This is a genomic window from Terrabacter sp. AAH1 (assembly GCF_054456855.1).
Window position 1 is genome coordinate 16,787 of record NZ_JBTJJV010000008.1, and the last position, 21,859, is coordinate 38,645.

Here is a 21,859-nt window from a genome sequence, read left to right on the forward strand (position 1 = left end):
GTCAGAAGGCCGACCGGTCTGCGAAGATGGATCCCATGACCCCATCGGCCACGCCCGAGCAGGACTCCGTCGATCGCCACGTCGCGCGGTGGGCGGGACTGCTCGACGACATGGACCCCGAGGTCGAGGGCGCCATCACGCGCCTGCAGGCGATCACCAAGCACATCAAGGCGGCCGACCATGCGGCCTTCGCGGGCAGCGACGACACCATCGAGGACTACTGGACCCTCCACGCGCTGCTCATCCAGCCCTACCCCGAGGAGGCCACGCCGGCGCAGCTCGCCGACGCGTGCGGGGTGACCCGCGCCGCGATGACCTCGCGCCTCGACCGCCTCGTCCAGCGCGGCCACGTCACCCGCGACGTCGACCCGATGGACCGGCGGCGCATCCTCATCCGACCCACTCGTAGCGGACGAGCACTGTGGCAGAGGGGAATCGCCGCGGGCATGGCCCGCGAACAGGCGGCATTCTCTGCTTTGAGCCCGAAGGAGCTCGTCTCCCTCAACGCCCTGCTGCGCAAGGTCGTGCTCCACCTCGAGGAGGGCTGACGGCATACGCCCTCGGGAGCCCGCAGGGCTCAGGCGGTGTCGTCGTCGACCCAGTCGAGGGTGCGCTCGACCGCCTTCTTCCACTGTCGGAAGAGGCGCTCGCGCTCGGCCTCGTCGAGCTGCGGCGACCAGCGCCGGTCCTCGCCCCAGTTGTCGCGGATCTCGTCGGTGCCCTCCCAGTAGCCGACCGCGAGACCGGCGGCGTACGCGGCACCGAGGGCCGTCGTCTCGGCCACGACGGGCCGCACGACGTCCACGCCGAGCAGGTCGGCCTGGAACTGCATCAGCGTCTCGTTGACGACCATGCCGCCGTCGACCTTCAGCTCGGTGAGCGGTACGCCGGAGTCGGCGTTCATCGCCTCGAGCACCTCGCGCGTCTGGAATGCCGTGGCCTCCAAGGCCGCCCGCGCGATGTGACCCTTGTTGACGAAGCGCGTGAGGCCGACGAGGGCGCCCCGCGCGTCGGGGCGCCAGTGCGGGGCGAAGAGGCCCGAGAAGGCGGGGACGAAGTAGGCGCCACCGTTGTCGTCGACGGTCGCGGCGAGCGTCTCGATCTCCTTGGCGTCCTTGATGAGGCCGAGGTTGTCGCGCAGCCACTGCACGAGCGAGCCCGTGACGGCGATCGAGCCCTCGAGGGCGTAGACGGGCTTCGCATCGCCGAGCTGGTAGCAGACCGTGGTGAGCAGGCCGTTCTTCGACGCGACGATCTCCTCGCCGGTGTTGAGCAGCATGAAGTTGCCGGTGCCGTAGGTGTTCTTGGCGGTGCCCACGTCGAGGCACGCCTGCCCGAAGGTCGCCGCCTGCTGGTCGCCGAGGATGCCGGCGACGGGCACGTCGATGAGGATGCCGGGCTTGCAGGTGCCGTAGACCTCGGACGACGAGCGGATCTCGGGGAGCATCGCGAGCGGGATGCCGATCTCTGCCGCGACGGACTCGTCCCACGACAGGGTGCGCAGGTCCATCAGCAGCGTGCGCGAGGCGTTGGTGACGTCGGTGACGTGGACGCCGCCGTCGGTCGCGCCGCCCGTCAGGTTCCAGAGCAGCCAGGTGTCGATCGTGCCGAAGAGCAGCTCGCCCGCCTCGGCCCGCTCACGCGCGCCGTCGACGTGGTCGAGGATCCAGCGGGCCTTGGGCCCGGCGAAGTACGTCGCGAGCGGCAGGCCGGTGACGTCCTTGAACCGCTCGATGCCGCCGTCCTTCGCGAGCTCGTCGCAGATCGGCTGGGTGCGGGTGTCCTGCCAGACGATCGCGTTGTGGATCGGCTCGCCGGTCGCCTTGTCCCACACGACGGTCGTCTCGCGCTGGTTGGTGATGCCGACGGCGGCGACGTGGGTGGCGTTGACGTTGGCCTTGCCGAGGGCGCCGCCGACGACTGCGCGGGTGTTCTGCCAGATCTCCATCGGGTCGTGCTCGACCCAGCCGGCCCGCGGCAGGATCTGGCGGTGCTCCTGCTGGTCGACGGCGACGACGCGCCCTCTCCGGTCGAAGACCATGGCCCGCGTGCTGGTCGTTCCCTGGTCGATCGCCACGACATGGCTGCGCTGCTCCGTCGACATGTGGGAACCGTACCGGCGGGCGTCGACGACGTCACGTGTCGCGCGGATCTCCTTGGGAAGCAAGCCGATTGGCAGTGGACAGTTCTTGTGGTCTTGTCGAACACGTGTTCTGCATATCTGCTTAGGTGAAGTCCGGTATGCCGGTTTCTGGCTTGAGCAGTTCTTTGAGCGGGTGCGGGTCAGTGTCGACGGCCTGCTCGAGCAGGCGATAGAAGAGCAGGCCGCGGGACCTGGCGTTGCGGCGGTTGAACCGGAACGTGTACTCGTCCAGGTAGTAGGGCAGGTGCTGTTCTTCGACGCGGAAGTGCAGAGTGCCGATGAGCCAGCGCTTGAGCAGCGAGGCGACCAGGTGCACGCCAGGGAGGACGCTCGCCTTGTCGGGCGCGCTGTAGCCGAGGGTGAACTCGTGGGTGTAGCCGAGGTCGGCGAGCCGGCGCAAGGTGCGGGCGCCGTCGGTGCGGATCGTGGATCCTGGTTCGATCACCGCGGTGGCGAAGTCGACCAGTTGGGACGTGGCGGGCCGGTCAGCGACAGCGAGCCGAACCCGGCCGAGCCGGCGGGTCTCGTTGTGTTCTATGGCGATCATGACCGCGACCTTGTCGCTCGCGTTACCGAACTTGCCCGGGCTGACCCCGCCGATCATGGTCTCGTCGAGCTCGACGATCCCCGAGAGCTTGTCCCGTTCGGGGCGGACCATGGCCCGGCGCAGCTTGTGCATCCAGGCCCACGCCGTCTCGTAGGAACCGAACCCGAGGACGCGCTGCAGGCCGAGGGCTGACATGCCGTTCTTCTGCGAGGTCAGGAACCAGATCGCGGCGAACCAGGTCGACAGTGGCGTGCGGGTCCGGTCGAAGATCGTCCCGGCCGTCACCGACGTGCGCCGCCCACATGCGCGGCACATCCACAACCCCGCGCCGGTCCGCCAGTACTCCCGCGCTCCACACTTCGGGCAGACGAACCCATCCGGCCACCGCAGACCCGCGAGGTAGTCCAAGCAGGACTGGTTGTCCGGGAACCACTCCAGCAGCTGCTGGTACGTCGACGGGTAGTCCACGCCCCGAATCGGATTCGCGGTCATCCACAGATTCTACTTCACCCAAGCAGATATGCAGAACACGTGTTCCAATGGGGCATGCCGTTCACTTCCTACCGATCAGCCCTCGAGCTCGCGCTCGAGGCTGCGTTGGAGCGCGCGGCCATCATCGTCGACGAGCCGGATCCGCTGCCGTCCCTGTTCGCCGCGGGCGAGGCAGCACTGCGCAAGATCGAGTCGCTCGAGGCCGAGAAGGCCCGGCTGGAGGGTCGGCTCGTCGATGCCTACGCGTCGCTGCACACGGTCCTCGAGCAGCAGCAAGAGGTCATCGGACTGTCGAGCGGTCCCGTCCCGCTGCGTGCCGACGCCGTCGTGACGCAGGAGATTGCCTGCGCGACAGGCGTCGGCGCGGCGGAGGTGTCACGACGCCTCGAGCTGGCCACCGCACCGCGACGTCACCGTGTGCTGCATGCAGCCCTGCGCACGGGCAGGGTCAGCCTGTACCGGGCGCTGCGCGTGGTCGCCGAGACCCGCCTGCTGGACGACGAGCTGCTTCCCGCGATCGAGTCAGCCGTGCTCGCGCCCGCCCCCGACGGGTCGATCGCCTCGCAGCGGTTGTTCTCGGCCAGGCTGCACCGTCTGGTCCGATCGGCCGACGACCGGTCGGGCGACGAACGCCGCCGGTGCGCCGAGGCGTCACGCAACGCTCATGGCCGGCTCACCGACGACGGCGTCGGCACCTTGACGGTCACGGCACCGGCCGAGACCGTGGTGGCAGTGCTCGATCGGGCGGACGCCATGGCTCGCGCGGCCCGAGCTGCGGGCGACTCGCGCACCCTCGACCAGCTGCGCAGCGATGCCATCTGCTCACTGGCACTCTTCGGCTCCCTTGCGGCTGAGCACAACTCGTTCGGCGCCGCCGTGCCCGCCGCCAGCGTGCGCATCGTCGTGCCGTTCGAGGTCGCGGCCGGTCTCTCGAACGCCGCGTGCGAGCTGCCGGGCCACGGCTGGGTCACCGCGGCCCACGCGCGCCGCATCATGACTGCCGAGGGCTCGGTGTGGCAGCGGCTGGCCGTGGACGTCGACACGGGTCGAACGCTCGAGCTCTCCATCGACCGCTACCGCCCAACCCGCGCCATCGTCGAGCATGTCCGTGCCGTCGACGGCGTGTGTCGCGCGCCAGGGTGCCAGGTCCCCGCCGACCGTTGCGACCTCGACCACCTCGTGCCGTGGCCGCTGGGGGCGACCACCGTGGGCAACGCACAGTCCCTGAGCCGCGGCTGCCACCACCCGAAGACCGCCGGCCTGTGGTCGGCGGCACGCGCGCCTGACGACGGCATCCGGTGGACGACCCTCACCGGCCGCGAGTACGTCACCTACCCCCGCGACTGGCGGGAGGCCCTCCACGACACGGGCGCGTCACCCCGTCCCCCGCTCCCCCAGCTGACGAGCCGCCTCCGTTCTGAGATCAGAACGTGCCGTCGTGACGGCGAGCGCCCGCCACAACGGCAGCCAGATCGACACCGTGCGCCTGCCGCCCGGTGACGGCGTAGTCGGCCAGCCTCCCGGCAGCCCGCTCGAAGAGACGGCCGGCACCGACCTGGTTGCCCCGCGCCTCGTGCGTCATCGCGACGCACAGCTGCGCCAGGCCCTGCCACAGGTCGCGCTCCTCGTCGGGACCGGCCTTCCACCGTGCCTCGAGGACCTCGTGGGCCGAGAACGGTCGGCCCTCAGCCACCAGCTCGCGCGCCACCCGCAGCGTCTCGTCGGGACGCAGCGCCTCCTCCGGCACCGGCTCCACGCCGTCGGCGCCGTACGGCAACGGGCGCCCTAGAGCGTCCCGGGGGCGAGCCTGGCGGGCGCGACCCCGGGTGTCGCGGTCGCGATCAGGAGTGGTCACGACCCCAGCCTGTCACTGGACGGAGATGAGCGCTGCCTCGCCTCTGGCCGCGGCGTGCGTGTAGAAGTCGCGCAGTCGGGCGACGTTGGGCATGAGGTACGCGTCCAGCACCCCCGGCTCGTCCCACACCTGCGGATAGATGTCGAGCCGCTGCATCTCGCCGGCGTCGAACCGTGCTCGCAGGTCTGCATCACTCACCCTCCCGAGGGCGGCAGCAACCTCTCCGACCGCCTCCGGCTCGAGCAGGCGCGCGGGCCCGTAGCCGTTGTCCTCCCCCACGGGCCGACCGCCCAGGATCGCGCCCCCCGCCGCGCCGGAGTCACCAGCCGTCCAGTCGGTGCCGGTCAGCAGGAAGTGGATGCCGTGCCAGGACTTGTCGAGGTCGAGCCAGATCGGCTCGCTCCCGGGTCGGTCGGAGCCGTCGGCTTCGTCGTCCTCCTCCTCGTCCCAGACCAGCTCCTCCGCCAAGGACTCGTCGTCGTGCAGGCTCGCCAGGAGCTGCTCGTCGAGGGTCCGCGCCACCACCGTCATTCCCATGGGCCGACCCTAGGGCCCGCCGGCGCGCGGGAGGGGCCGCGACGGCATACCCTGGCGCGCATGAGCACAGGGGACTCGAAGACGACCCAGTCGGCGACGACGGCGGAACCGCAGCGATGGCTCGCGGGACCCGTGAGCCGAGGGCTCGCACTCGTCCTGCTGGCCGCGAACCTCGTCGTGCTGGGCCTCATGGCGCAGACGCAGGCGGAGACGCTGGAGCGGCTCGAGCGGAACGTCGAATCACTACCCGCCCCTGACGTATCCACCGAGGCGGACCCAGAGCTCTGCTGGCTCGTCGGTTCCCTCGCCTACGCCTCGGGCCAGGGCGACAAGCTCAAGACGGTGCTCGACACCGCCGGCAGGGACACGCCGTGCGCGACGGACGCGCTGCGGGGGGCCGCGGGCGTCAACCGCTGACAGGTCCGGACGGCTGGAGGTGGGGGTGGTCGACCTCGTTAGAGTGTCGGTCTCGACACCTACGTGAAGGGGTACCGATGACGAGCCCGGTTCGGCTGGACCTCGACTACCGCGCCCGAGCGTGGAAGCGCCTTGCCACCAAGCAGTTCGACGTGCTCGTGATCGGGGGCGGCGTGACCGGCGGCGGCGTCGCGCTCGACGCGGCCACGCGCGGCCTCTCGACCGCCCTCGTGGAGCAGCGTGACTTCGGCTCGGGCACGTCGTCGCGCTCGTCGAAGCTCTTCCACGGCGGCCTGCGATACCTCGAGCAGATGAACTTCGACCTCGTCCGCGAGGCGCTCAAGGAGCGCGAGCTCATGCTGAGCCGCATCGCGCCGCACCTCGTCAAGCCGGTCTCGTTCCTCTACCCGCTGACGAACCGCGGCTGGGAGCGCCCCTACGTCACCGCGGGCCTGACCCTCTACGACTCCATGGGTGGTGCTCGCTCGGTCCCCCGGCACAGGCAGCTCACCCGCACCGGCGCCCTCAAGCTCGCGCCGGCCCTCAAGCGCGACGCGCTGACCGGCGGGTTGCTCTACTACGACGCCCAGGCCGACGACGCCCGGCACACGTTGACGACGGTCCGCACCGCGGCGGCATACGGCGCGACGGTGGTCTCGAGCGCGCGCGTCGTCGACCTGCTCCGCGCCGGCGAGCGGGTGGTCGGCGCCGTCGTCGAGGACGTCGAGACGGGCGAGACCGTGCAGGTCAAGGCCTCCGTCGTCATCAACTGCACCGGCGTCTGGACCGACGACATCCAGACCATGGCGGGCGGTCGGGGCCGGTTCCACGTGCGGGCCAGCAAGGGCGTGCACATCGTCGTCGCCCGCGACCGCATCAACTCCGAGACCGGCCTCATCCTGCGCACCGAGAAGTCCGTGCTCTTCGTCATCCCCTGGGGCACGCACTGGATCGTCGGCACCACCGACACCGACTGGGAGCTCGACCGCGCGCACCCGGCGGCCACCCGCGCCGACATCGACTACATCCTCGAGCACATCAACACCGTGCTGAAGGTGCCGCTGAGCCACAGCGACATCCAGGGCGTCTATGCCGGCCTGCGGCCCCTGCTCTCCGGTGAAAGCGAGGACACCAGCCAGCTCTCGCGCGAGCACGCCGTCGCCCGCCCGCAGCCCGGCCTCATCTCCATCGCCGGCGGCAAGTACACGACCTACCGCGTCATGGCCGCCGACGCGGTCGACGCCGCTCGCGAGGACATCGGCGGCGATGTCTCCGACAGCGTCACCGAGTACATCCCGCTCTCGGGCGCCGAGGGCTACGTCGCGCTCGTCAACCAGATCGACCGGCTCGCCCGCCACCAGGACCTCCCCGTCTGGCGCATCACGCACCTGCTCGAGCGCTACGGCTCGCTCGTCCACGAGCTCTTCGCGCTGGCCGAGGACGACCGGTCGCTCTACGAGCCGCTGCCCGGCGCCGAGGAGTACCTCAAGGTGGAGGCCCTGTATGCCGCCACGCACGAGGGTGCGCTGCACCTCGACGACCTGCTCGCCCGCCGCACCCGCATCTCCATCGAGACGCCGAGCCGCGGCATCGACAGCGCCCGCGCGGTCGCCGAGATCGTCGCGCCGGTGCTGGGCTGGGACGCCGACCGGGTCGAGGCCGAGGTGGCCGCGTACGTCGCCCGTGTCGAGGCCGAGCTCGAGTCGCAGAAGGAGCTCGCCGACTCCGAGGCCAACGCCGAGCGGCTCAGCGCCCCCGACGCGCGCCGCATCCCCGTGAGCAGGGCGGCCGACCCGTCCTGACCCTTCTCGCGCGCCGAGTTCCTACACTGACGAGGTGAGGACTCGACGCGGTCTGGCCGCGGTCGCCGTGGCGGCTGCGACGCTGCTCGCGGCCGCCTGCGGCGGGCCGACCCCTGCATCGGCCCCGGGCGCAGTGACCACCTCGCACACCGGGCACTCGACCTCCGCCGCGCCCAGCCCTGCCGCACCCACGCCCAGCCCTGCCGCACCCACGCCGCTGCGGGTGGGCGAGTCCCTGCGCTCGGTGGCATCGCCGGTCTCGTACACGCCCAGGGCGCCGACCACGGGCACCGACGACTACCGCTGCTTCGTCCTCGACCCGAAGCTGGCGAAGGACCAGTTCGTCACCGGCTTCGACATCACGCCCGGCCAGCCCGACGAGGTGCACCACGTCATCCTCTTCCGCGTGCCGCCGTCCGCCGTCGACGCGGCCAGGGCTCGCGACGCCGAGAGCGGAGGCAGGGGCTGGACGTGCTTCGGCGGAACCGGGCTCGGCTCCCGCGGCGCGACGCTCGACGACGCGCCCTGGGTCGGCGCGTGGGCCCCCGGCGGCCGCGAGAACGTGCTGCCGGCCGACGTCGGCATCCCCATGCAGCGCGGCTCGCTGCTCATCATGCAGGTGCACTACAACCTGCGCCACGGCGTCACACCCGACCGCACCTCGGTCTCGCTGCGCCTCTCGTCGTCGCCCGGGCTCAAGCCGCTGGAGACGATGCTCTATCCGGCACCTGTCGAGCTGCCCTGTCGCCCAAGGAAGTCTGGATCGCTCTGCGACCGGTCCAAGGCCATCGAGGACGTCACCAGTCGCTTCGGCGCCATGTCGCCTCGCATCGTCAACGGGCTGCTGCTCGTCTGCAACGGCACGGTGCTGCCCTCGCCGGGGCCGACCCAGTCGTGCACCCGCACGGTCGAGCAGGCGGCGACCGTCCGCGCGGTGGCCGGGCACATGCACCTGCTCGGGTCGTCGCTGCGCGTCGAGCTGAACCCCGACACTGCGTCGGCGCGCACCCTGCTCGACATCAAGCTCTGGGACTTCGACAACCAAGGCGCCGTGCCCGTGCCGGCGACGTCGATCAAGCCCGGCGACTCGATCCGTGTCAGCTGCACCCACGACCAGTCGTGGCGCGACAAGCTGCCAGACCTGCAGGGCCTGCCCGAGCGCTACGTCGTCTGGGGTGAGGGCACCACCGACGAGATGTGCCTCGGCCTGCTGAGCGTGACCCGCCCATGAGCGGGAGTCACCGGGAGGCGACGACGGACGTCCTCGTCGTCGGCGGCGCCGGCGTCGACACCATCGTGCGCGTCGACGACCTGCCGGTGCCCCTCGCCGACTCGCACGTCGTGCCGCCCATCGACACGGTCGTCGGCCACACCGGCAGCGGGGTCGCCCTCGGCTGTCACCGGCTCGGCCTCGCCACGTGCTTCGTCGACGTCATCGGCGACGACCACGAGGGCGCCATGGTGCGCGAGCGGTTCGCCCAGGAGGGCGTGCGCTTCGAGCACGTCGTGCACGAGAGCGGCACGCGCCGGGCGGTCAACCTCGTCGACGCCACCGGGCGGCGCATGTCGTTCTACGACCCGCGCCACCCCTACGACCTGGCGCCCGACCCGTCACTCTGGCGCGGCCCCCTCGTGGAGGGCGCGCGGCACGTGCACGCGTCGATCATGCCGTGGACCGTCGGCGCCCTCGCCGACGCAGCCGCTGCCGGCGCGACGACGTCGACCGACCTGCACGACTGGGACGGCCGCAACCCGCACCACCGACCGTTCGCGTATGCCGCCGACCTCGTCTTCGTGTCGGGCTCACGCCTCGGGCCGGCCGAGGACGACGTCGTCGCCGACATCCTCGACCGTGGCCCCGCCCGGCTCGTCGTCGTGATGGACGGCGCCGACGGCAGCCGCGTCACGGTGCGCGAGGGAGGCTCGTTCGCGGTGCCCGCCGTCGAGATCGAGGGCCGGCCGGCGGTCGACTCGAACGGCGCCGGCGACGCGTACGTGTCGGCCTTCCTGCACCGGTGGCTCGGCGGCGGTGACGCCCGCGCCGCCGCCCGCGCCGGCACCGTCGCCGGTGCCTGGGCGTGCGGCACCCCCGGGACGCACTCGAGCCTCATCGACGAGGCCGAGCTCGGTCGCCGGACGGCTGCCGCCTTCGGCGGTGCGGGCCGAGGATGAGGCCCAGCCCGCTCCGCGACAGGTCTCAGGCCGAGGGGGCCTCGCCCGACTGGTCGCCCGCGATGTTGACGAGCCAACCAATGCCGAACTTGTCGGTCAGCTGCCCGAACTCGTCGCCCCACATCTGCTTCTCGAGGGGCATCGAGACGTTGCCGCCCTCGGAGAGCTTGTCGAAGTAGCCGCGCAGCTCGTCGGAGTCGTCGCCGCTGAGGCTGACGGTGATGTTGTTGCCGGGCTCGTAGCTCATGCCCTCGGGAGTGTCGGACGCCATGATCGTGTAGCCGCTGGGCGTCTCGAGCTGGGCGTGCATGACGTTGTCGGCGCCGGGGCCGGTGTCGCCGTACTGCCCGAACGTGCTGACGTTGAGCTCACCGCCGAAGACGGACTTGTAGAACTCCATCGCGTCGCGGGCGGTGTCCTTGAAGCTGATGTAGGGGTTCAGGCGGGAAGACATGTGACCGTGCTCCTCTCGGGGAATGGGTGTCTCTCACCCTAGGACCGGCGTCCGACACCGAGGTGGCGTTCGGAGGAACAGGAGCCGTCAGTACGACCGACGCGAGCGACCGGCCCCCCGGGTCGACCCGAGCGGCGCCTGTCGTCGCCCGTCGTCGGTCGGGCCGAGCCCGCCCTGGCAGCCGGGGCAGTAGAACATCGTGCGCTCACGCGTCGGCTCGCCGATGGGGGCGACCCGCACCGTGGTGCCGCAGCGCCGGCACGGTCGTCCGCTGCGGGCGTGCACGTAGTGGGCCTCGCCGAGCTGGTAGCTGCCGGTGCTCGACTGCACGGCGTGGCGGCGGCCGTTGTCGATGAGCCGGTGCGCGCGGGTCACCACGCGCTCGACGACGTCGCGGTCCAGCTCGCTCGTCGGCGTCCACGGCGGCATGCGCTCGAGGAAGAGCGTCTCGGCGCACCACATGGTGCCCACGCCGGCGAGGTTGCGCTGGTCGAGCAGGGCCTGACCCAGCGGCTGGCCGGAGCCCAGCACGTTGTCGACGGCTCGGGGCAGGTCCCAGTCAGGGCCGAGCACATCGGGGCCGAGGTGCCCGACGAGCTCACCCTCGCGCGCCGTCGGCACGAGGTCGAGCATGCCCAGGCGCAGCCCGAGCGCGGTCCAGTCCTCGGCGGAGACGAGGGCCCGCAGCTGCGGGTTGCGGCGCCACCGCTCGGCGAGACCGGGCGTCGCCTCGACGCGCCACTGGCCCTCCATCCGCAGGTGGGAGTGCAGCGTGAAGCCACCCTCGACGCGGTGCAGGATGTGCTTGCCGCGGCTGACCACCTCGAGCGTCGTGCGGCCGGACAGGTCGGCGGTCGCGATCTCGCCGGGCCAGCGCAGGTCGGACTCGACGATGACCCGGCCGGCGAGCGCCTCGTTGAGGCGCGTCGCCGTCCGCCAGACGGTGTCCCCCTCCGGCACGGCACCTCCTCGTTCGCTCGTGATGGCTCGCTGCGCAATGGGCCGCTGGCACACGCTGTCGGCCCGGTGCTGGCGCGTCGACCCATGCCACGCCCCCAGGCCCGGTGCCATCGTGACAAAACGGACATTGACGAGGATGCCCCGGACCGGAGGCGACGATGACTTCGACGCGAACACTCACCCTTCCCGTACCCGCCAGAGCCGTCCGAGCGGTCGGAGTGCTGCTCGCCCTCGCGGTGACGGTGGCGACGACTCTCGTCGTGGCGGCGGCGCCTCCGGCGCAGGCCGCCACGCTCCAGCAGGTGGCGAGCTTCGGCAGCAACCCAGGTGCGCTGACGATGTTCAGCTACCGCCCGGACGGGCTGCCCGCCGGCGCACCGGTCGTCGTCGAGCTCCACGGCTGCACGCAGGACGCGACGACCTACTTCACGAACTCCGGCTGGCGCACCTTCGCAGACCGCCACGGCTTCGCCCTGCTGCTCGCGCAGCAGAGCAGCAGCAACAACTCGAACAAGTGCTTCAACTGGTTCGAGCCCGGCGACATCACGCGCGGCCAGGGCGAGGCCGCGAGCATCGCCCAGATGGTCGACTACGCCGTCGCGAACTACGGCAGCGACTCCCGACGCGTCTACGTCACGGGCCTCTCCGCCGGTGCGGCCATGACCGCCGTCGTGCTCGCCGCCTACCCCGACAAGTTCGCGGGCGGCTCGATCAACGCCGGCATCCCCTACAGGTGCGCGACCACGATGACCGCCGCGTTCTCGTGCATGAACCCGGGCGTCGACAAGACGCCCGCCGCTTGGGGTGACCTCGTGCGGGGTGCGTACGCCGGCTGGTCGGGTGCGCGACCGAAGGTGGCCATCTGGCACGGCCAGTCCGACACCACCGTCGCCCCGCTGAACGGCGTCGAGCTGCGCGACCAGTTCACGAACGTGAACGGCGTCTCGCAGACACCGACCTCGACCGGCACCATCGCGCCGGGGGTGACGTGGGAGGACTACGGCGGCCGCGTGCGACTGACGAAGGTCGCCGGCATGAGCCACGGCACCGCCGTCGACCCCGGGACCGCCGCGAACCAGTGCGGCACCGCCGGGGCGTACTTCATCGACACGGTGTGCGCCGCGTACTACGACGTCGCCTTCTTCGGCCTCGACGGCGGCACGCCGCCGACCTCGACCGGCACGACCACAACGACGGCGACGCCCTCACCGACGACCACCACCACGTCGACACCGGCGCCGACGTGCATCACGTCGAGCAACTACGACCACGTCGTGGCCGGACGTGCCTACCAGTCGGGCGGCTACGCCTATGCGGTCGGCTCGAACCAGAACCTGGGCCTCTACAACACCTTCTACACGGCGACCCTGAAGCAGAGCTCCCCCGGCTACTGGGAGAGGTGCTAGGCGCAGGCGGGGCGCACCTCAGCGGCGCAGGCGCAGACCTCGTGGCGTCATGTGGAACCCGGCCTGCGAGAGCGCCTGCACGAGAGGGTGTCCCGAGCCGAGCACCGAGGCGCCGTCGGCCTTCTCGACGGTGAGCCGGCCGAGGGCGCCCTCGCGCACGGCGAGGGCGAGGGCGTCGGCGGCACCCTGGAGCCGGTCGGGGTCGTCGGACCAGCACAGCATCGTCTTGCCGCCCCGCTCGACGTAGAGCACGAGGTCGCCGTCGACGAGGACGACGAGCGCACCGGCCTTGCGGCCGGGCTGGTGTCCCTTGCGCCGGGAGCCCTTGCCGGAGTCGTCGGTGGCCGCACCGTCCGAGGACGAGTCGTCCGTCGCGTCGGTGACACCACGCTCGGGCCAACCGATGGCGGCTCCGTAGGGGTTGGCGGGGTCGCTCGCAGCGAGCACGAGGGCGGGCGGGCCGGTGCGTTCGGGGCGGTCGCGACGGTCGCCGCGTCGGGCCGGTTGCGACGGCGTCAGCCACTCGTCGCCCTCCGCAGGGTCGACGCGGTGGCCGCCGCCGCTGTCGGCGCCGGCGCTGTCCGCTCCCGGTAGCCGCGACATGGACCGCAGCCGGTCGACGGCCCCGGTCGACGCGAACTGCGACGCGCCGAGTCCCTCGACGAAGTAGCCGCGGCGCACCTTGCCCGCCTCCTCGGCTGCCGCGAGCACACGGTAGACCGCGGCGAAGCCACCGGGCACGTCCTCGGTGGCGACGGAACCGCGGGTCAGCACGCCGTAGCGGTCGAGGAGCAGCTCGGCGTTGGTGACGGCGCGCACCGTGGGGTCGGTCTCGGCGGCCGGCAGCGCCGTCCAGCGCCCCACACCCGTCGACGGCCCCGACCCGACCGCACGCCCGGCGGCGAGCGCCTTGGAGATCGCGGCGTCCTCGGCGGCCTCGACCTGCGCAGACGTCGTGCCCGCGAGCGGGCCACGGAGAGAGCCGAACCGGCCGAGTGAACCCCGCCGGCCGGCATACCTCGTGGAGCGGGGTCCAGAGGTGGTGCGCTTGTGCGCCGTGCGGCCGCCGGCGAGGAGCGCGCGCAGCGGCGCGATGGTGTCGTTCGTGATGCGCCCCGACCACAGCAGGGACCACAGGGCGTCGTTGAGCTCGGTGTCACCGAGGCCCACGCGCGTCGACAGGGCCCGGAAGAAGTACGCGCCACCGCCCTCCAGCGCGTCGAGCACGGCCTGCTCGGCGTCGGTGAGGTCGACGACCTCGGGCGGTGTGAGGGTGAGGTGGGCGGCGTCGGCCAGGTGCAGGCTGACCCAGCCGTCGTCGCCGGGCAGCGAGCCGTGACCGCGCCACACGACCTCGCCCGAGCTCATCACCTCGTCCAGCAGGGCTGGGCTGTAGCCGGCCACGCGCGCGGGTAGCACGAGCGACTCGAGCGCGCTCGCCGGCACCTCGGCCCCCGTCAGCTGCTCGACGGCACGCAGCAGCCCCTCTCGCCCGCGCAGGCCACCGCCGACGCCCTGCCACTGCGGCAGGAACCGCGCGAGGTCGGCCTGGGCGACCGGCTCGACCTCGTGGCGCAGTGCGGCGAGCGAGCGGCGGCGGAGCAGGCGCAGCACCTCGGCGTCGCAGAACTCGGGGCCGTGGCCGCCGCCGTTCTCGGTGGGCAGCAGCTCACCCTCGACGACGCGACCGGCCGACACGAGCCGGCGCAGGGCGTCGTGGACGACGGCCGGGCCCACGCCCCACCACGCGGCGACCGTCTGCACGGCGAAGGGCCCGTGGGTGCGGGCGAACCGCGCGACGAGGTCGGCGAGCGGGTCGGGCACCGACTCGAGGAACGCCTGCGGCACGCCGACGGGCAGCGCGGTGCCCAGGGCGTCGCGCAGCCGGGCGGCGTCCTCGATGGCGGCCCAGCGGTCCTCGCCGCCGACGCGCACGGCGATGACCCGGCGCGCCGCCTCGAGCTCGGTGAGCGCGGACTCGACCGCGGCGGGCTCGAAGCCCTCGGCCGCGCGGGCCACGACGTCGCGCAGCGAGAGCGGGCCGAGAACCCGCAGCAGGTCGGCGACGTCCTCGGCGTCGCGGGCGCCGCGCTCGGGCGTGAGCCGCTGCAGCTCGGCCTCGGTGCGGGCGACAGCCTCGGGGTCGAGCAGGTCGCGCAGCGCGAGCGCCTCGCCCTGACCGAGCAGCTCGGACAGCAGCGAGGGGTCGAGCGCCAGCGCCGCCGCCCGACGTTCGGCGAGGGGTGAGTCGCCCTCGTAGAGGTACTGCGCGACGTAGCCGAAGACGAGCGACTTCGCGAAGGGGCTCGGCTGGCTCGACTCGACGTCGACGACCTTGACCGACCGCGAGCGGATGTCGGTCATCAGCTCGACGAGACCCGGCACGTCGAAGACGTCCTGCACGCACTCGCGCACTGCCTCGAGCACGATCGGGAACGAGGGGTACTGGCTGGCCACCTCGAGGAGCTGGGCGGCCCGCTGCCGCTGCTGCCACAGCGGCTGGCGGCGGTCGGGGCGGCGACGCGGCAGGAGCAGGGCGCGCGCCGCGCACTCCCTGAACCGCGCTGCGAACAGGGCCGACCCGCCGATCTCCTGGGTGACGAGCTCGCTGACCTCCTCGGGCTCGAGGGTGACGAGCTCGACGAGCTGCTGGCCGACGGCAGCGCCGTCGTCGAACTCGAGGTCGGGCAGGCGGAAGACGATGCCGTCGTCGCCGTGCATCGCCTGGACGTCGATGCCGAAGCGCTCGCGCATGCGGGCGGCCACGCAGAGCGCCCACGGCGCGTGCACCTGCCCACCGAACGGCGACAGCACGGCGACCCGCCAGTCGCCGATCTCGTCGCGGAAGCGCTCGACGACGATGGTGCGGTCGTCGGGGACGTGCCGCGTGGCCTCCTTCTGCTCGGTGAGGTAGCCGATGAGGTTGTCGGCCGCCCACTCGTCGAGCCCTGCCGCGGTGACGCGCTCGCGGGCGCGCTCGGGCGTGAGGCCGACGAGCTCGCGGACGAAGCCGCCGAGGGCGCGGCCGAGCTCGGCCGGCCGGCCCTGCTGGTCGCCCTTCCAGAACGGCAGCCGGCCGGCCTGGCCGGGGGCCGGCGTGACGAGGACGCGGTCGTGGGTGATGTCCTCGATGCGCCACGTCGACGTGCCGAGCGTGAAGACGTCGCCGACGCGCGACTCGTAGACCATCTCCTCGTCGAGCTCGCCGACCCGGCGACCGGGGCCCTCGCCTGACGCGAGGAAGACGGCATACAGGCCGCGGTCGGGGATGGTGCCGCCGCTCGTGACGGCGAGGCGCTGGGACCCGCGGCGGCCGCTCAGCGTGTCGGTGACGCGGTCCCAGACGATGCGCGGGCGCAGCTCGGCGAACTCGTCGGACGGGTAGCGGCCCGCGAGCATGTCGAGCGTCGCCTCGAGGACGGAGCGTGGCAGCGACGCGAAGCTCGCCGAGCGACGGACGAGGGCCTCGACGTCGGCGACGGTCCAGTCGTCGAGCGCGCACATCGCGACGACCTGCTGTGCCAGCACGTCGACGGGGTTGGCGGGGATGCGGAGCGACTCGATGGCGCCGGCCCGCATGCGCTCGACGACGACGGCCGTCTGGACGAGGTCGCCGCGGAACTTCGGGAACAGCACGCCCTGACTGACCGCGCCGACCTGGTGACCGGCGCGCCCCACACGCTGCAGGCCGCTCGCCACCGAGGGCGGGCTCTCGACCTGGATGACGAGGTCGACGGCTCCCATGTCGATGCCGAGCTCGAGGCTGCTCGTGGCGACGACGGCGGGCAGGCGTCCGGCCTTGAGGTCCTCCTCGATGGCGGCGCGGTGCTCCTTGCTCACCGACCCGTGGTGCGCGCGGGCGAGCACCGCGGGCGCGCCACGCGAGGCACCGGACTGCGCCATGACCTGTGCCGGCGGCTGCGTCGACAGCGCCGCGAGGTTCGGCGACGGCAGCCCCTCCTGCTCGGCGAGACGTTCCTCCCAGATCTCGTTGAGCCGGGAGGTCAGGCGCTCGGCGAGGCGCCGCGAGTTGGAGAAGACGATGGTCGAGCGGTGCTCGGCGATGAGGTCGACGATGCGCTCCTCGACGTGCGGCCAGATGCTCGCCTGGGGCGCGTTGCCCGCCGCCGGGCCCGAGAGGTCGGGCACCCCCGGCGAGATCTCGGCAGCTGCCCCCGACAGCTCGCCCATGTCGGGCACGGGGACGACGACGTCGAGGTCCCACTGCTTGGTCGACGCGGGCTGCACGATCTCGACCGGACGGCCGCCGGCGAGGTAGCGCGCGACCTCCTCGACCGGGCGCACCGTCGCGGAGAGGCCGACCCGCTGGGCCGGCTTGGGCAGGATCGCGTCGAGGCGCTCGAGGCTGAGGGCCAGGTGCGCGCCGCGCTTGGTGCCGGCGACGGCGTGGACCTCGTCGACGATGACCGTCTCGATGCCCTTGAGCGCCTCACGCACCGACGAGGTCAGCATGAGGAAGAGCGACTCGGGCGTCGTGATGAGGATGTCGGTGGGGGTGCGCGCGAACGCGCGACGCTCGTTGGCGGGGGTGTCACCCGATCGGACGCTGACGCTGATGTCGGGCGGCGGCAGCTCGAGCCGGGTGGCGGCGTGACCGATGCCGACGAGCGGCGCCCGCAGGTTGCGCTCGACGTCGACGGCGAGCGCCTTCATGGGCGAGACGTAGAGCACGCGGCACCGCTCGAGGCGCTCCTCGGGCACCGGCTCGCTCGCCATCCGGTCGATGGCCCAGAGGAACGCCGAGAGGGTCTTGCCCGAGCCGGTGGGCGCGACGACGACGCAGTGGTGCCCCGAGCTGATGGCGTCCCACGCACCCTCCTGGGCGGTCGTGGGCGCGCTGAAGCTGCTCCGGAACCACTCTGCGGTCGCCGGAGAGAACCGGTCGAGCACGTCGGCTCGCTTGCTCCTCGCCATCAGGGCCAGCCTGCCATCCGGCGCCGACACGCGCCGCGCAGCACCCTCAGACGGCTGCGGCGACCTGCCGCTCGAGCGGCTCGAACATCGCCGCCTCCTCCTCCGGGCGCAGCGCGGTCGGGCCGTAGAGCCAGTCGACGAACGAGTAGTCGCGCACGTCGCGGTCCCGCATGACGTCGTTGCGCCACAGCCGGTCCTCGCCGGTGAGGTGCCACAGCCGCCCCCACGCCCGCGCCGTGGTGAGGACACGCCGGCAGTGCTCGGGGCGCACCGCCTGGTACGCCGCCAGCGCGGTGTCCCAGTCGAGCGTGCTGCCGTCGGCACCGGCCTCCAGCTGGGCGCCGACGTGCTCGGAGAGCACCCAGGCGTCCTCGATCGCCATGACCGCGCCCTGGGCGAGGTACTGCAGCGGCGGGTGGGCGGAGTCGCCGGTGAGGGCGATGCGGCCGACGACCCACTGGTCGATCGGGTCGCGGTCGTACATCCGCCACCACTTGTCGCGCCACATGAGCGGCAGACCGGCGCGCACGTTGTCGCAGGTCTGGTCGAAGGCGGCGTCGAGCTCGTCGGGGGTTCCCCAGTCCTCCTCTCCCGCAAGGGCCTTCGGGGACTCGAAGACGGCGACCTGGTTGAACATCTCGCCGCCACGCAGCGGGTACTGCACGAAGTGGCACTTCGGCCCGACGTAGACGACGACGTCGTCGAGAGCGATGTCGAGCTGCTCGACCTGACCCATCGGCACGGCACCGCGGTAGGCGACGTACGCCGACGACACCGGCTGGTCGTCGGAGATGAGCTTCCTTGCGACGGAGTGCAGTCCGTCCGCGGCGATGACGACGCGTGCTGTCTCCCGCCCGCCCGCGTGCACGACGGTCGCGCCATCCGACCCCTGCTCGTATGCCGTGACCGCCACGTTCGTGAGGAGGTCGACACCCGCGCGTTCGCAGGCCCGGAGCAGCGTTCCGTGCAGGTCGCTGCGGTGGATGACGACGTAGGGGAACCCGTAGCGCTCGCGCGCGTCGCCGAGGTCCAGCCGGGTCAGCTCGGAGCCGTCGACCGCGTCGCGCATGACGAGGTTCTCGGGCACGACGCCCAGGGCGATGACCTCGTCGAGCAGGCCCCACTGGTCGAGGATCCGGGTGCAGTTCGGGGCGATCTGGAGGCCGGCGCCGACCTCGCCGAACTCGGCGGCCCGCTCGAGCACGCGCACGCGCAGTCCCTTGCGGGTGAGGGCGAGCGCGTTGGCGAGGCCGCCGATGCCGCCTCCGACGACGATCGCTTCGATGCCGTCGACCGGCTGGGTGGGGTTGTGGTGGATGGTCATCTCGACTCCTTCGTCGTCAGGGCGTTCAGCGGGTTCAGGGGGCTTCGCGGGGTCAGAGCCACGGCGGCAGGACCGGGACCGCTCCCCCGTCGGAAGTGAGGCCGGTGTGCCCGCGGCCGGTCGCGTACGCGGCGAGCTGGGCGAGCGGTCCGCGCACGTGGACCGGCTCCCCAGCGCCCGCGACGGGCCAGGCCGTGCTGCGCGGCGTGCCGTCGACGGAGTCGGTGGGGTCGGTCGAGACGAGCACCACGGCTGGGCCGTCGGCGCTGCGGGACCGCTTGGCCGCGACGTCGTGCAGCACCTTGAGGAGGAAGTCCGTCGGCAGGTCGTCGAACCCGACGCCACCGTCGAGGTCGACGGCGTGGACCATCACCTCCCGGGTGCGCATCCACGGCACCTCCGTCGCCGGGACGGTGCGTCCCTGCGCCGTGCGCACGAGCCGGGTCCAGCCCGCTCCGTCGAGGGCCCCCAGGGCCGTGTCGAGCCAGGCAGCGCTGTCGGAGAACCACCCCCGCAGCCGGGCAGGGGCGAGGAGCGCCCCCTTCTCGATGGCGTCCCCACGCTGCTCCGGGGACGCGTACATCGGCGTCTCGACGTCCGTGCGCGCCCACGTCGCGAGGTTGACGAGCGCCTCCGCGTTCGCCGCGACGTGGGCGACGACGTGCGCCCGGGTCCAGCCGGCGAGCGCGGTCGGATCGGCGAAGGATGCGTCGTCCAGGCCGTCCAGGGCCCGCTGGAACAGGGCCGTGCCGGCGGCGACGAGGTCGCGCGACCAGAGCAGCGTGGGCGACATCAGCTGCGCCCGTCCGCGACGACGACGTTCTCGCAGCGACCGAGGCCCTCGATCTCGGTGACGACCTTCTGGCCGGCCTCGAGGTAGCGGGCGGGCTTGCGGGCGTGACCGACCCCGCCCGGGGTGCCCGTGGCGATGACGTCGCCGGGGCGCAGCGTGATCATCGTCGAGAGGTACTCGACGAGGGCCACGGGGTCGAAGAGCAGGTCGCCGGTCGTGTCCTCCTGGACGACCTCACCGTCGACCTCGGCCCGGATGGCGAGGGTCGGGCGCACGCCGCCGGGCAGCTCGTCGGGCGTGACGAGCCACGGGCCGAGCGGCGTCGTCGACTCCCAGTTCTTGCCCTGCAGCCACTCCTTCGTGCGGAACTGCCAGTCGCGGGCGGTGATGTCGTTGAGCACCGCGAAGCCGGCGATGGCGGCCTCGGCCTCGGCGGTGCTGGCGCGGCGCACCGTCGCACCGATGACGACGGCGAGCTCGGCCTCCCAGTCGAACTGGTCGGTCTCGTCGGGGCGAAGGATGTCGTCCTCGGCACCGACGAGGGTGTCGGCGTACTTGCTGAAGATCGTCGGGTACTCCGGCAGGTCGCGTCCCATCTCGAGGATGTGGTTGCGGTAGTTGAGCCCGACGCAGAAGATCTTGCCCGGTCGCGGCACGACGGGGGCGTATGCCGCCTGGCCGGCTTCGAGCGCAGGTGCACCGGCCTCGGAGCCCGCGGCGATCTCGCGCCAGTCCGGCTGCGCCAGAAGGGCACCGACGTCGGGGACACCGAGGGGCACGAGCACCGGGCCCTCGACGCGTACGGCCTGGGTGGCGCCGTCGGCGGTGCGGACGGTGGCGAGCTTCATCAGATGGTTCCTTCGGTCTCGGTGCGGAAGAGGTTGAGGCGCTCGAAGATCGGCGCGTCGGAGAAGCGGAAGAGGTCGAGGGCGCCCGAGTCGGAGTCGGACGCAGAGGCCTCGGAGCGGACGGAGAGCGGCTGCCAGGAGGGGACGACGAAGAGGTCGCCGCGCGTCACCGACCAGCTGACGTCTCCGACCGTGACCGTGCCGGCACCGTCGAAGACCTGGTAGACGGACGAGCCCGTCTCGCGGACCGGGGCCGTCTCGGTGCCGGATGCGACGCGGTGGAACTCGGTGCGGATCGTCGGCAGCACGTCGCCCCCGTTCGTCGGGTTGGTGAAGCGGATCGCGGCGTGGCCGTGCTCGACGGTGCCGCCGAAGCCCTCGGCCTCGAGCACGAGCTGGTCGGTGAGGGCGCGGTCGGTGTCCTCCCAGCGGTAGCAGAGCAGGGGCGAGCCGGGCGTCGACCCGAGCTGGGACACCGGCGCGATGCCGGGGTGGCCCCAGAGGCGCTGCGAGCGGGAGCGCTCGGGCGTGGTGCGCTCCTCGTCGGAGATCTGGTCGCGGCCGAACTCGAAGAACTGTGCCTCGACCTCGTACTGGAACGGGATGTCGAGACCGTCGATCCACGCCATCGGCCGGTCCGCCGCGTTGTGGTGGGCGTGCAGGTTCCAGCCGGCCTGCGGCAGGAAGTCGCCGCGGCGCATGGGCACCGGGTCGCGGCCGACGACGGTCCACACGCCCTCGCCCTCGACGACGAAGCGGAACGCGTTCTGCGTGTGCCGGTGCTCGGGGGCGTCCTCCCCCGGCATGAGGTACTGGATCGCGGCCCAGAGGGTCGGGGTGGCGTACGGCTTGCCGCCGAGCGACGGGTTGGCCAGCGCGATCGCGCGCCGCTCCCCGCCACGGCCGACGGGCACGAGGTCACCGGCGCGGCCGGCGAGCTCGAGCAGGGTCGCCCACTCCCAGCGGTGCGGCTGCGCCTTGGAGCGCGGGTGCGGGGGCATGAGGTCGCCGATCTCGGTCCAGAGCGGCACGAGCAGCTCCTTCTCGAAGCCGCGGTAGAGGTCCTCGAGCTCGGGCGTCACGGTCGGCTGGTCGGGGGCGTCGACGGCGGCGAGGCTCACCGGGCTGGACGGGCTCACCGAGGAGGCGGAGGAGGGTGCGGACATCGTCGTTC

The 21,859-nt window shown here is 72.3% G+C and carries 18 protein-coding genes; 7 read left to right on the plus strand and 11 right to left on the minus strand.

Features of this window, described 5'->3' with window-relative positions:
• Positions 1-35: 35 nt before the first annotated feature.
• Positions 36-548 carry a MarR family winged helix-turn-helix transcriptional regulator gene (locus ACXR8F_RS13335; RefSeq protein WP_458801120.1) on the plus strand — a complete coding sequence of 171 codons (513 nt, stop codon included), beginning with the start codon at positions 36-38 and terminating at the stop codon, positions 546-548.
• A gap of 29 nt (positions 549-577) precedes the next feature.
• Here the strand turns inward: ACXR8F_RS13335 and glpK are convergent, their stop codons facing one another.
• A complete protein-coding gene (glpK, locus tag ACXR8F_RS13340) occupies positions 578-2,104 on the minus strand; it encodes a glycerol kinase GlpK (RefSeq protein WP_458801122.1) in 1,527 nt (508 codons plus the stop codon).
• Between the two features lie 121 nt (positions 2,105-2,225).
• Positions 2,226-3,182 (minus strand): IS1595 family transposase, encoded by a 957-nt coding sequence (locus tag ACXR8F_RS13345; protein WP_458801124.1) that lies wholly within the window; start codon positions 3,180-3,182, stop codon positions 2,226-2,228.
• A 54-nt stretch (positions 3,183-3,236) separates the two neighbouring features.
• Between ACXR8F_RS13345 and ACXR8F_RS13350 the strand changes: the two genes are divergently transcribed.
• Entirely contained in the window at positions 3,237-4,682 is a 1,446-nt protein-coding gene (locus tag ACXR8F_RS13350; protein WP_458801125.1) for an HNH endonuclease signature motif containing protein, read from the plus strand.
• On the opposite strand, the gene ACXR8F_RS13355 is transcribed toward ACXR8F_RS13350, so the two are convergent.
• Both ACXR8F_RS13355 and ACXR8F_RS13360 read right to left on the minus strand, forming a co-directional pair.
• Positions 4,606-5,037, minus strand: coding sequence for a DUF309 domain-containing protein (locus ACXR8F_RS13355; protein ID WP_458801127.1), 432 nt, complete (start codon positions 5,035-5,037; stop codon positions 4,606-4,608). The genes ACXR8F_RS13350 and ACXR8F_RS13355 overlap by 77 nt on opposite strands.
• Positions 5,038-5,049: 12 nt before the next feature.
• Positions 5,050-5,574, minus strand: coding sequence for a YfbM family protein (locus ACXR8F_RS13360; protein ID WP_458801129.1), 525 nt, complete (start codon positions 5,572-5,574; stop codon positions 5,050-5,052).
• A 60-nt stretch (positions 5,575-5,634) separates the two neighbouring features.
• Here ACXR8F_RS13360 and ACXR8F_RS13365 point away from each other — a divergent pair, with 60 nt between their 5' ends.
• From ACXR8F_RS13365 to ACXR8F_RS13380, 4 genes are all read left to right on the plus strand, one after another.
• Entirely contained in the window at positions 5,635-5,991 is a 357-nt protein-coding gene (locus tag ACXR8F_RS13365) for a hypothetical protein (protein ID WP_458801131.1), read from the plus strand.
• A gap of 77 nt (positions 5,992-6,068) precedes the next feature.
• A complete protein-coding gene (locus tag ACXR8F_RS13370) occupies positions 6,069-7,793 on the plus strand; it encodes a glycerol-3-phosphate dehydrogenase/oxidase (protein WP_458801132.1) in 1,725 nt (574 codons plus the stop codon).
• Between the two features lie 34 nt (positions 7,794-7,827).
• Positions 7,828-9,024, plus strand: coding sequence for a hypothetical protein (locus tag ACXR8F_RS13375; protein ID WP_458801134.1), 1,197 nt, complete (start codon positions 7,828-7,830; stop codon positions 9,022-9,024).
• Positions 9,021-9,965, plus strand: a complete 945-nt coding sequence (locus ACXR8F_RS13380; RefSeq protein ID WP_458801136.1) for a carbohydrate kinase family protein — start codon at positions 9,021-9,023, stop codon at positions 9,963-9,965. The genes ACXR8F_RS13375 and ACXR8F_RS13380 overlap by 4 nt, the downstream gene beginning before the upstream one ends.
• Before the next feature lie 25 nt (positions 9,966-9,990).
• On the opposite strand, the gene ACXR8F_RS13385 is transcribed toward ACXR8F_RS13380, so the two are convergent.
• Both ACXR8F_RS13385 and ACXR8F_RS13390 read right to left on the minus strand, forming a co-directional pair.
• A complete protein-coding gene (locus ACXR8F_RS13385; RefSeq protein ID WP_045189936.1) occupies positions 9,991-10,419 on the minus strand; it encodes a VOC family protein in 429 nt (142 codons plus the stop codon).
• 87 nt (positions 10,420-10,506) lie between these two features.
• Complete coding sequence (locus ACXR8F_RS13390) at positions 10,507-11,379, minus strand: DNA-formamidopyrimidine glycosylase family protein (RefSeq protein WP_458801139.1); 873 nt, start codon at positions 11,377-11,379, stop codon at positions 10,507-10,509.
• Positions 11,380-11,537: 158 nt separating this feature from the next.
• On the opposite strand from ACXR8F_RS13390, the gene ACXR8F_RS13395 reads away from it, so the two are divergent.
• A complete protein-coding gene (locus ACXR8F_RS13395; RefSeq protein ID WP_458801141.1) occupies positions 11,538-12,785 on the plus strand; it encodes an extracellular catalytic domain type 1 short-chain-length polyhydroxyalkanoate depolymerase in 1,248 nt (415 codons plus the stop codon).
• Between the two features lie 18 nt (positions 12,786-12,803).
• On the opposite strand, the gene ACXR8F_RS13400 is transcribed toward ACXR8F_RS13395, so the two are convergent.
• From ACXR8F_RS13400 to ACXR8F_RS13420, 5 genes are read right to left on the minus strand one after another with little or no spacing between them, the layout of a single operon-like run.
• Complete coding sequence (locus ACXR8F_RS13400) at positions 12,804-17,720, minus strand: ATP-dependent helicase (RefSeq protein WP_458801143.1); 4,917 nt, start codon at positions 17,718-17,720, stop codon at positions 12,804-12,806.
• 46 nt (positions 17,721-17,766) lie between these two features.
• Positions 17,767-19,044 (minus strand): FAD-dependent oxidoreductase, encoded by a 1,278-nt coding sequence (locus tag ACXR8F_RS13405; protein WP_458801145.1) that lies wholly within the window; start codon positions 19,042-19,044, stop codon positions 17,767-17,769.
• Between the two features lie 52 nt (positions 19,045-19,096).
• On the minus strand, positions 19,097-19,837 hold the full coding sequence (locus ACXR8F_RS13410) for a maleylpyruvate isomerase family mycothiol-dependent enzyme (protein ID WP_458801147.1): 741 nt from the start codon (positions 19,835-19,837) through the stop codon (positions 19,097-19,099).
• Positions 19,837-20,685 (minus strand): fumarylacetoacetate hydrolase family protein, encoded by an 849-nt coding sequence (locus tag ACXR8F_RS13415; protein WP_458801148.1) that lies wholly within the window; start codon positions 20,683-20,685, stop codon positions 19,837-19,839. Before ACXR8F_RS13415 ends, ACXR8F_RS13410 begins: the two co-directional genes overlap by 1 nt.
• Complete coding sequence (locus ACXR8F_RS13420; RefSeq protein ID WP_458801149.1) at positions 20,685-21,851, minus strand: cupin domain-containing protein; 1,167 nt, start codon at positions 21,849-21,851, stop codon at positions 20,685-20,687. Before ACXR8F_RS13420 ends, ACXR8F_RS13415 begins: the two co-directional genes overlap by 1 nt.
• Between the last annotated feature and the right edge of the window lie 8 nt (positions 21,852-21,859).

Bases quoted from the DNA above. Each gene is read 5' to 3' on its own strand.
- ACXR8F_RS13335 (WP_458801120.1), top strand. From the start codon at position 36: ATGACCCCATCGGCCACGCCCGAGCAGGACTCCGTCGATCGCCACGTC.
- glpK (WP_458801122.1), bottom strand. From the start codon at position 2,104: ATGTCGACGGAGCAGCGCAGCCATGTCGTGGCGATCGACCAGGGAACG.
- ACXR8F_RS13345 (WP_458801124.1), bottom strand. From the start codon at position 3,182: ATGACCGCGAATCCGATTCGGGGCGTGGACTACCCGTCGACGTACCAG.
- ACXR8F_RS13350 (WP_458801125.1), top strand. From the start codon at position 3,237: ATGCCGTTCACTTCCTACCGATCAGCCCTCGAGCTCGCGCTCGAGGCT.
- ACXR8F_RS13360 (WP_458801129.1), bottom strand. From the start codon at position 5,574: ATGGGAATGACGGTGGTGGCGCGGACCCTCGACGAGCAGCTCCTGGCG.
- ACXR8F_RS13365 (WP_458801131.1), top strand. From the start codon at position 5,635: ATGAGCACAGGGGACTCGAAGACGACCCAGTCGGCGACGACGGCGGAA.
- ACXR8F_RS13370 (WP_458801132.1), top strand. From the start codon at position 6,069: ATGACGAGCCCGGTTCGGCTGGACCTCGACTACCGCGCCCGAGCGTGG.
- ACXR8F_RS13380 (WP_458801136.1), top strand. From the start codon at position 9,021: ATGAGCGGGAGTCACCGGGAGGCGACGACGGACGTCCTCGTCGTCGGC.
- ACXR8F_RS13385 (WP_045189936.1), bottom strand. From the start codon at position 10,419: ATGTCTTCCCGCCTGAACCCCTACATCAGCTTCAAGGACACCGCCCGC.
- ACXR8F_RS13395 (WP_458801141.1), top strand. From the start codon at position 11,538: ATGACTTCGACGCGAACACTCACCCTTCCCGTACCCGCCAGAGCCGTC.
- ACXR8F_RS13400 (WP_458801143.1), bottom strand. From the start codon at position 17,720: ATGGCGAGGAGCAAGCGAGCCGACGTGCTCGACCGGTTCTCTCCGGCG.
- ACXR8F_RS13405 (WP_458801145.1), bottom strand. From the start codon at position 19,044: ATGACCATCCACCACAACCCCACCCAGCCGGTCGACGGCATCGAAGCG.
- ACXR8F_RS13410 (WP_458801147.1), bottom strand. From the start codon at position 19,837: ATGTCGCCCACGCTGCTCTGGTCGCGCGACCTCGTCGCCGCCGGCACG.
- ACXR8F_RS13415 (WP_458801148.1), bottom strand. From the start codon at position 20,685: ATGAAGCTCGCCACCGTCCGCACCGCCGACGGCGCCACCCAGGCCGTA.
- ACXR8F_RS13420 (WP_458801149.1), bottom strand. From the start codon at position 21,851: ATGTCCGCACCCTCCTCCGCCTCCTCGGTGAGCCCGTCCAGCCCGGTG.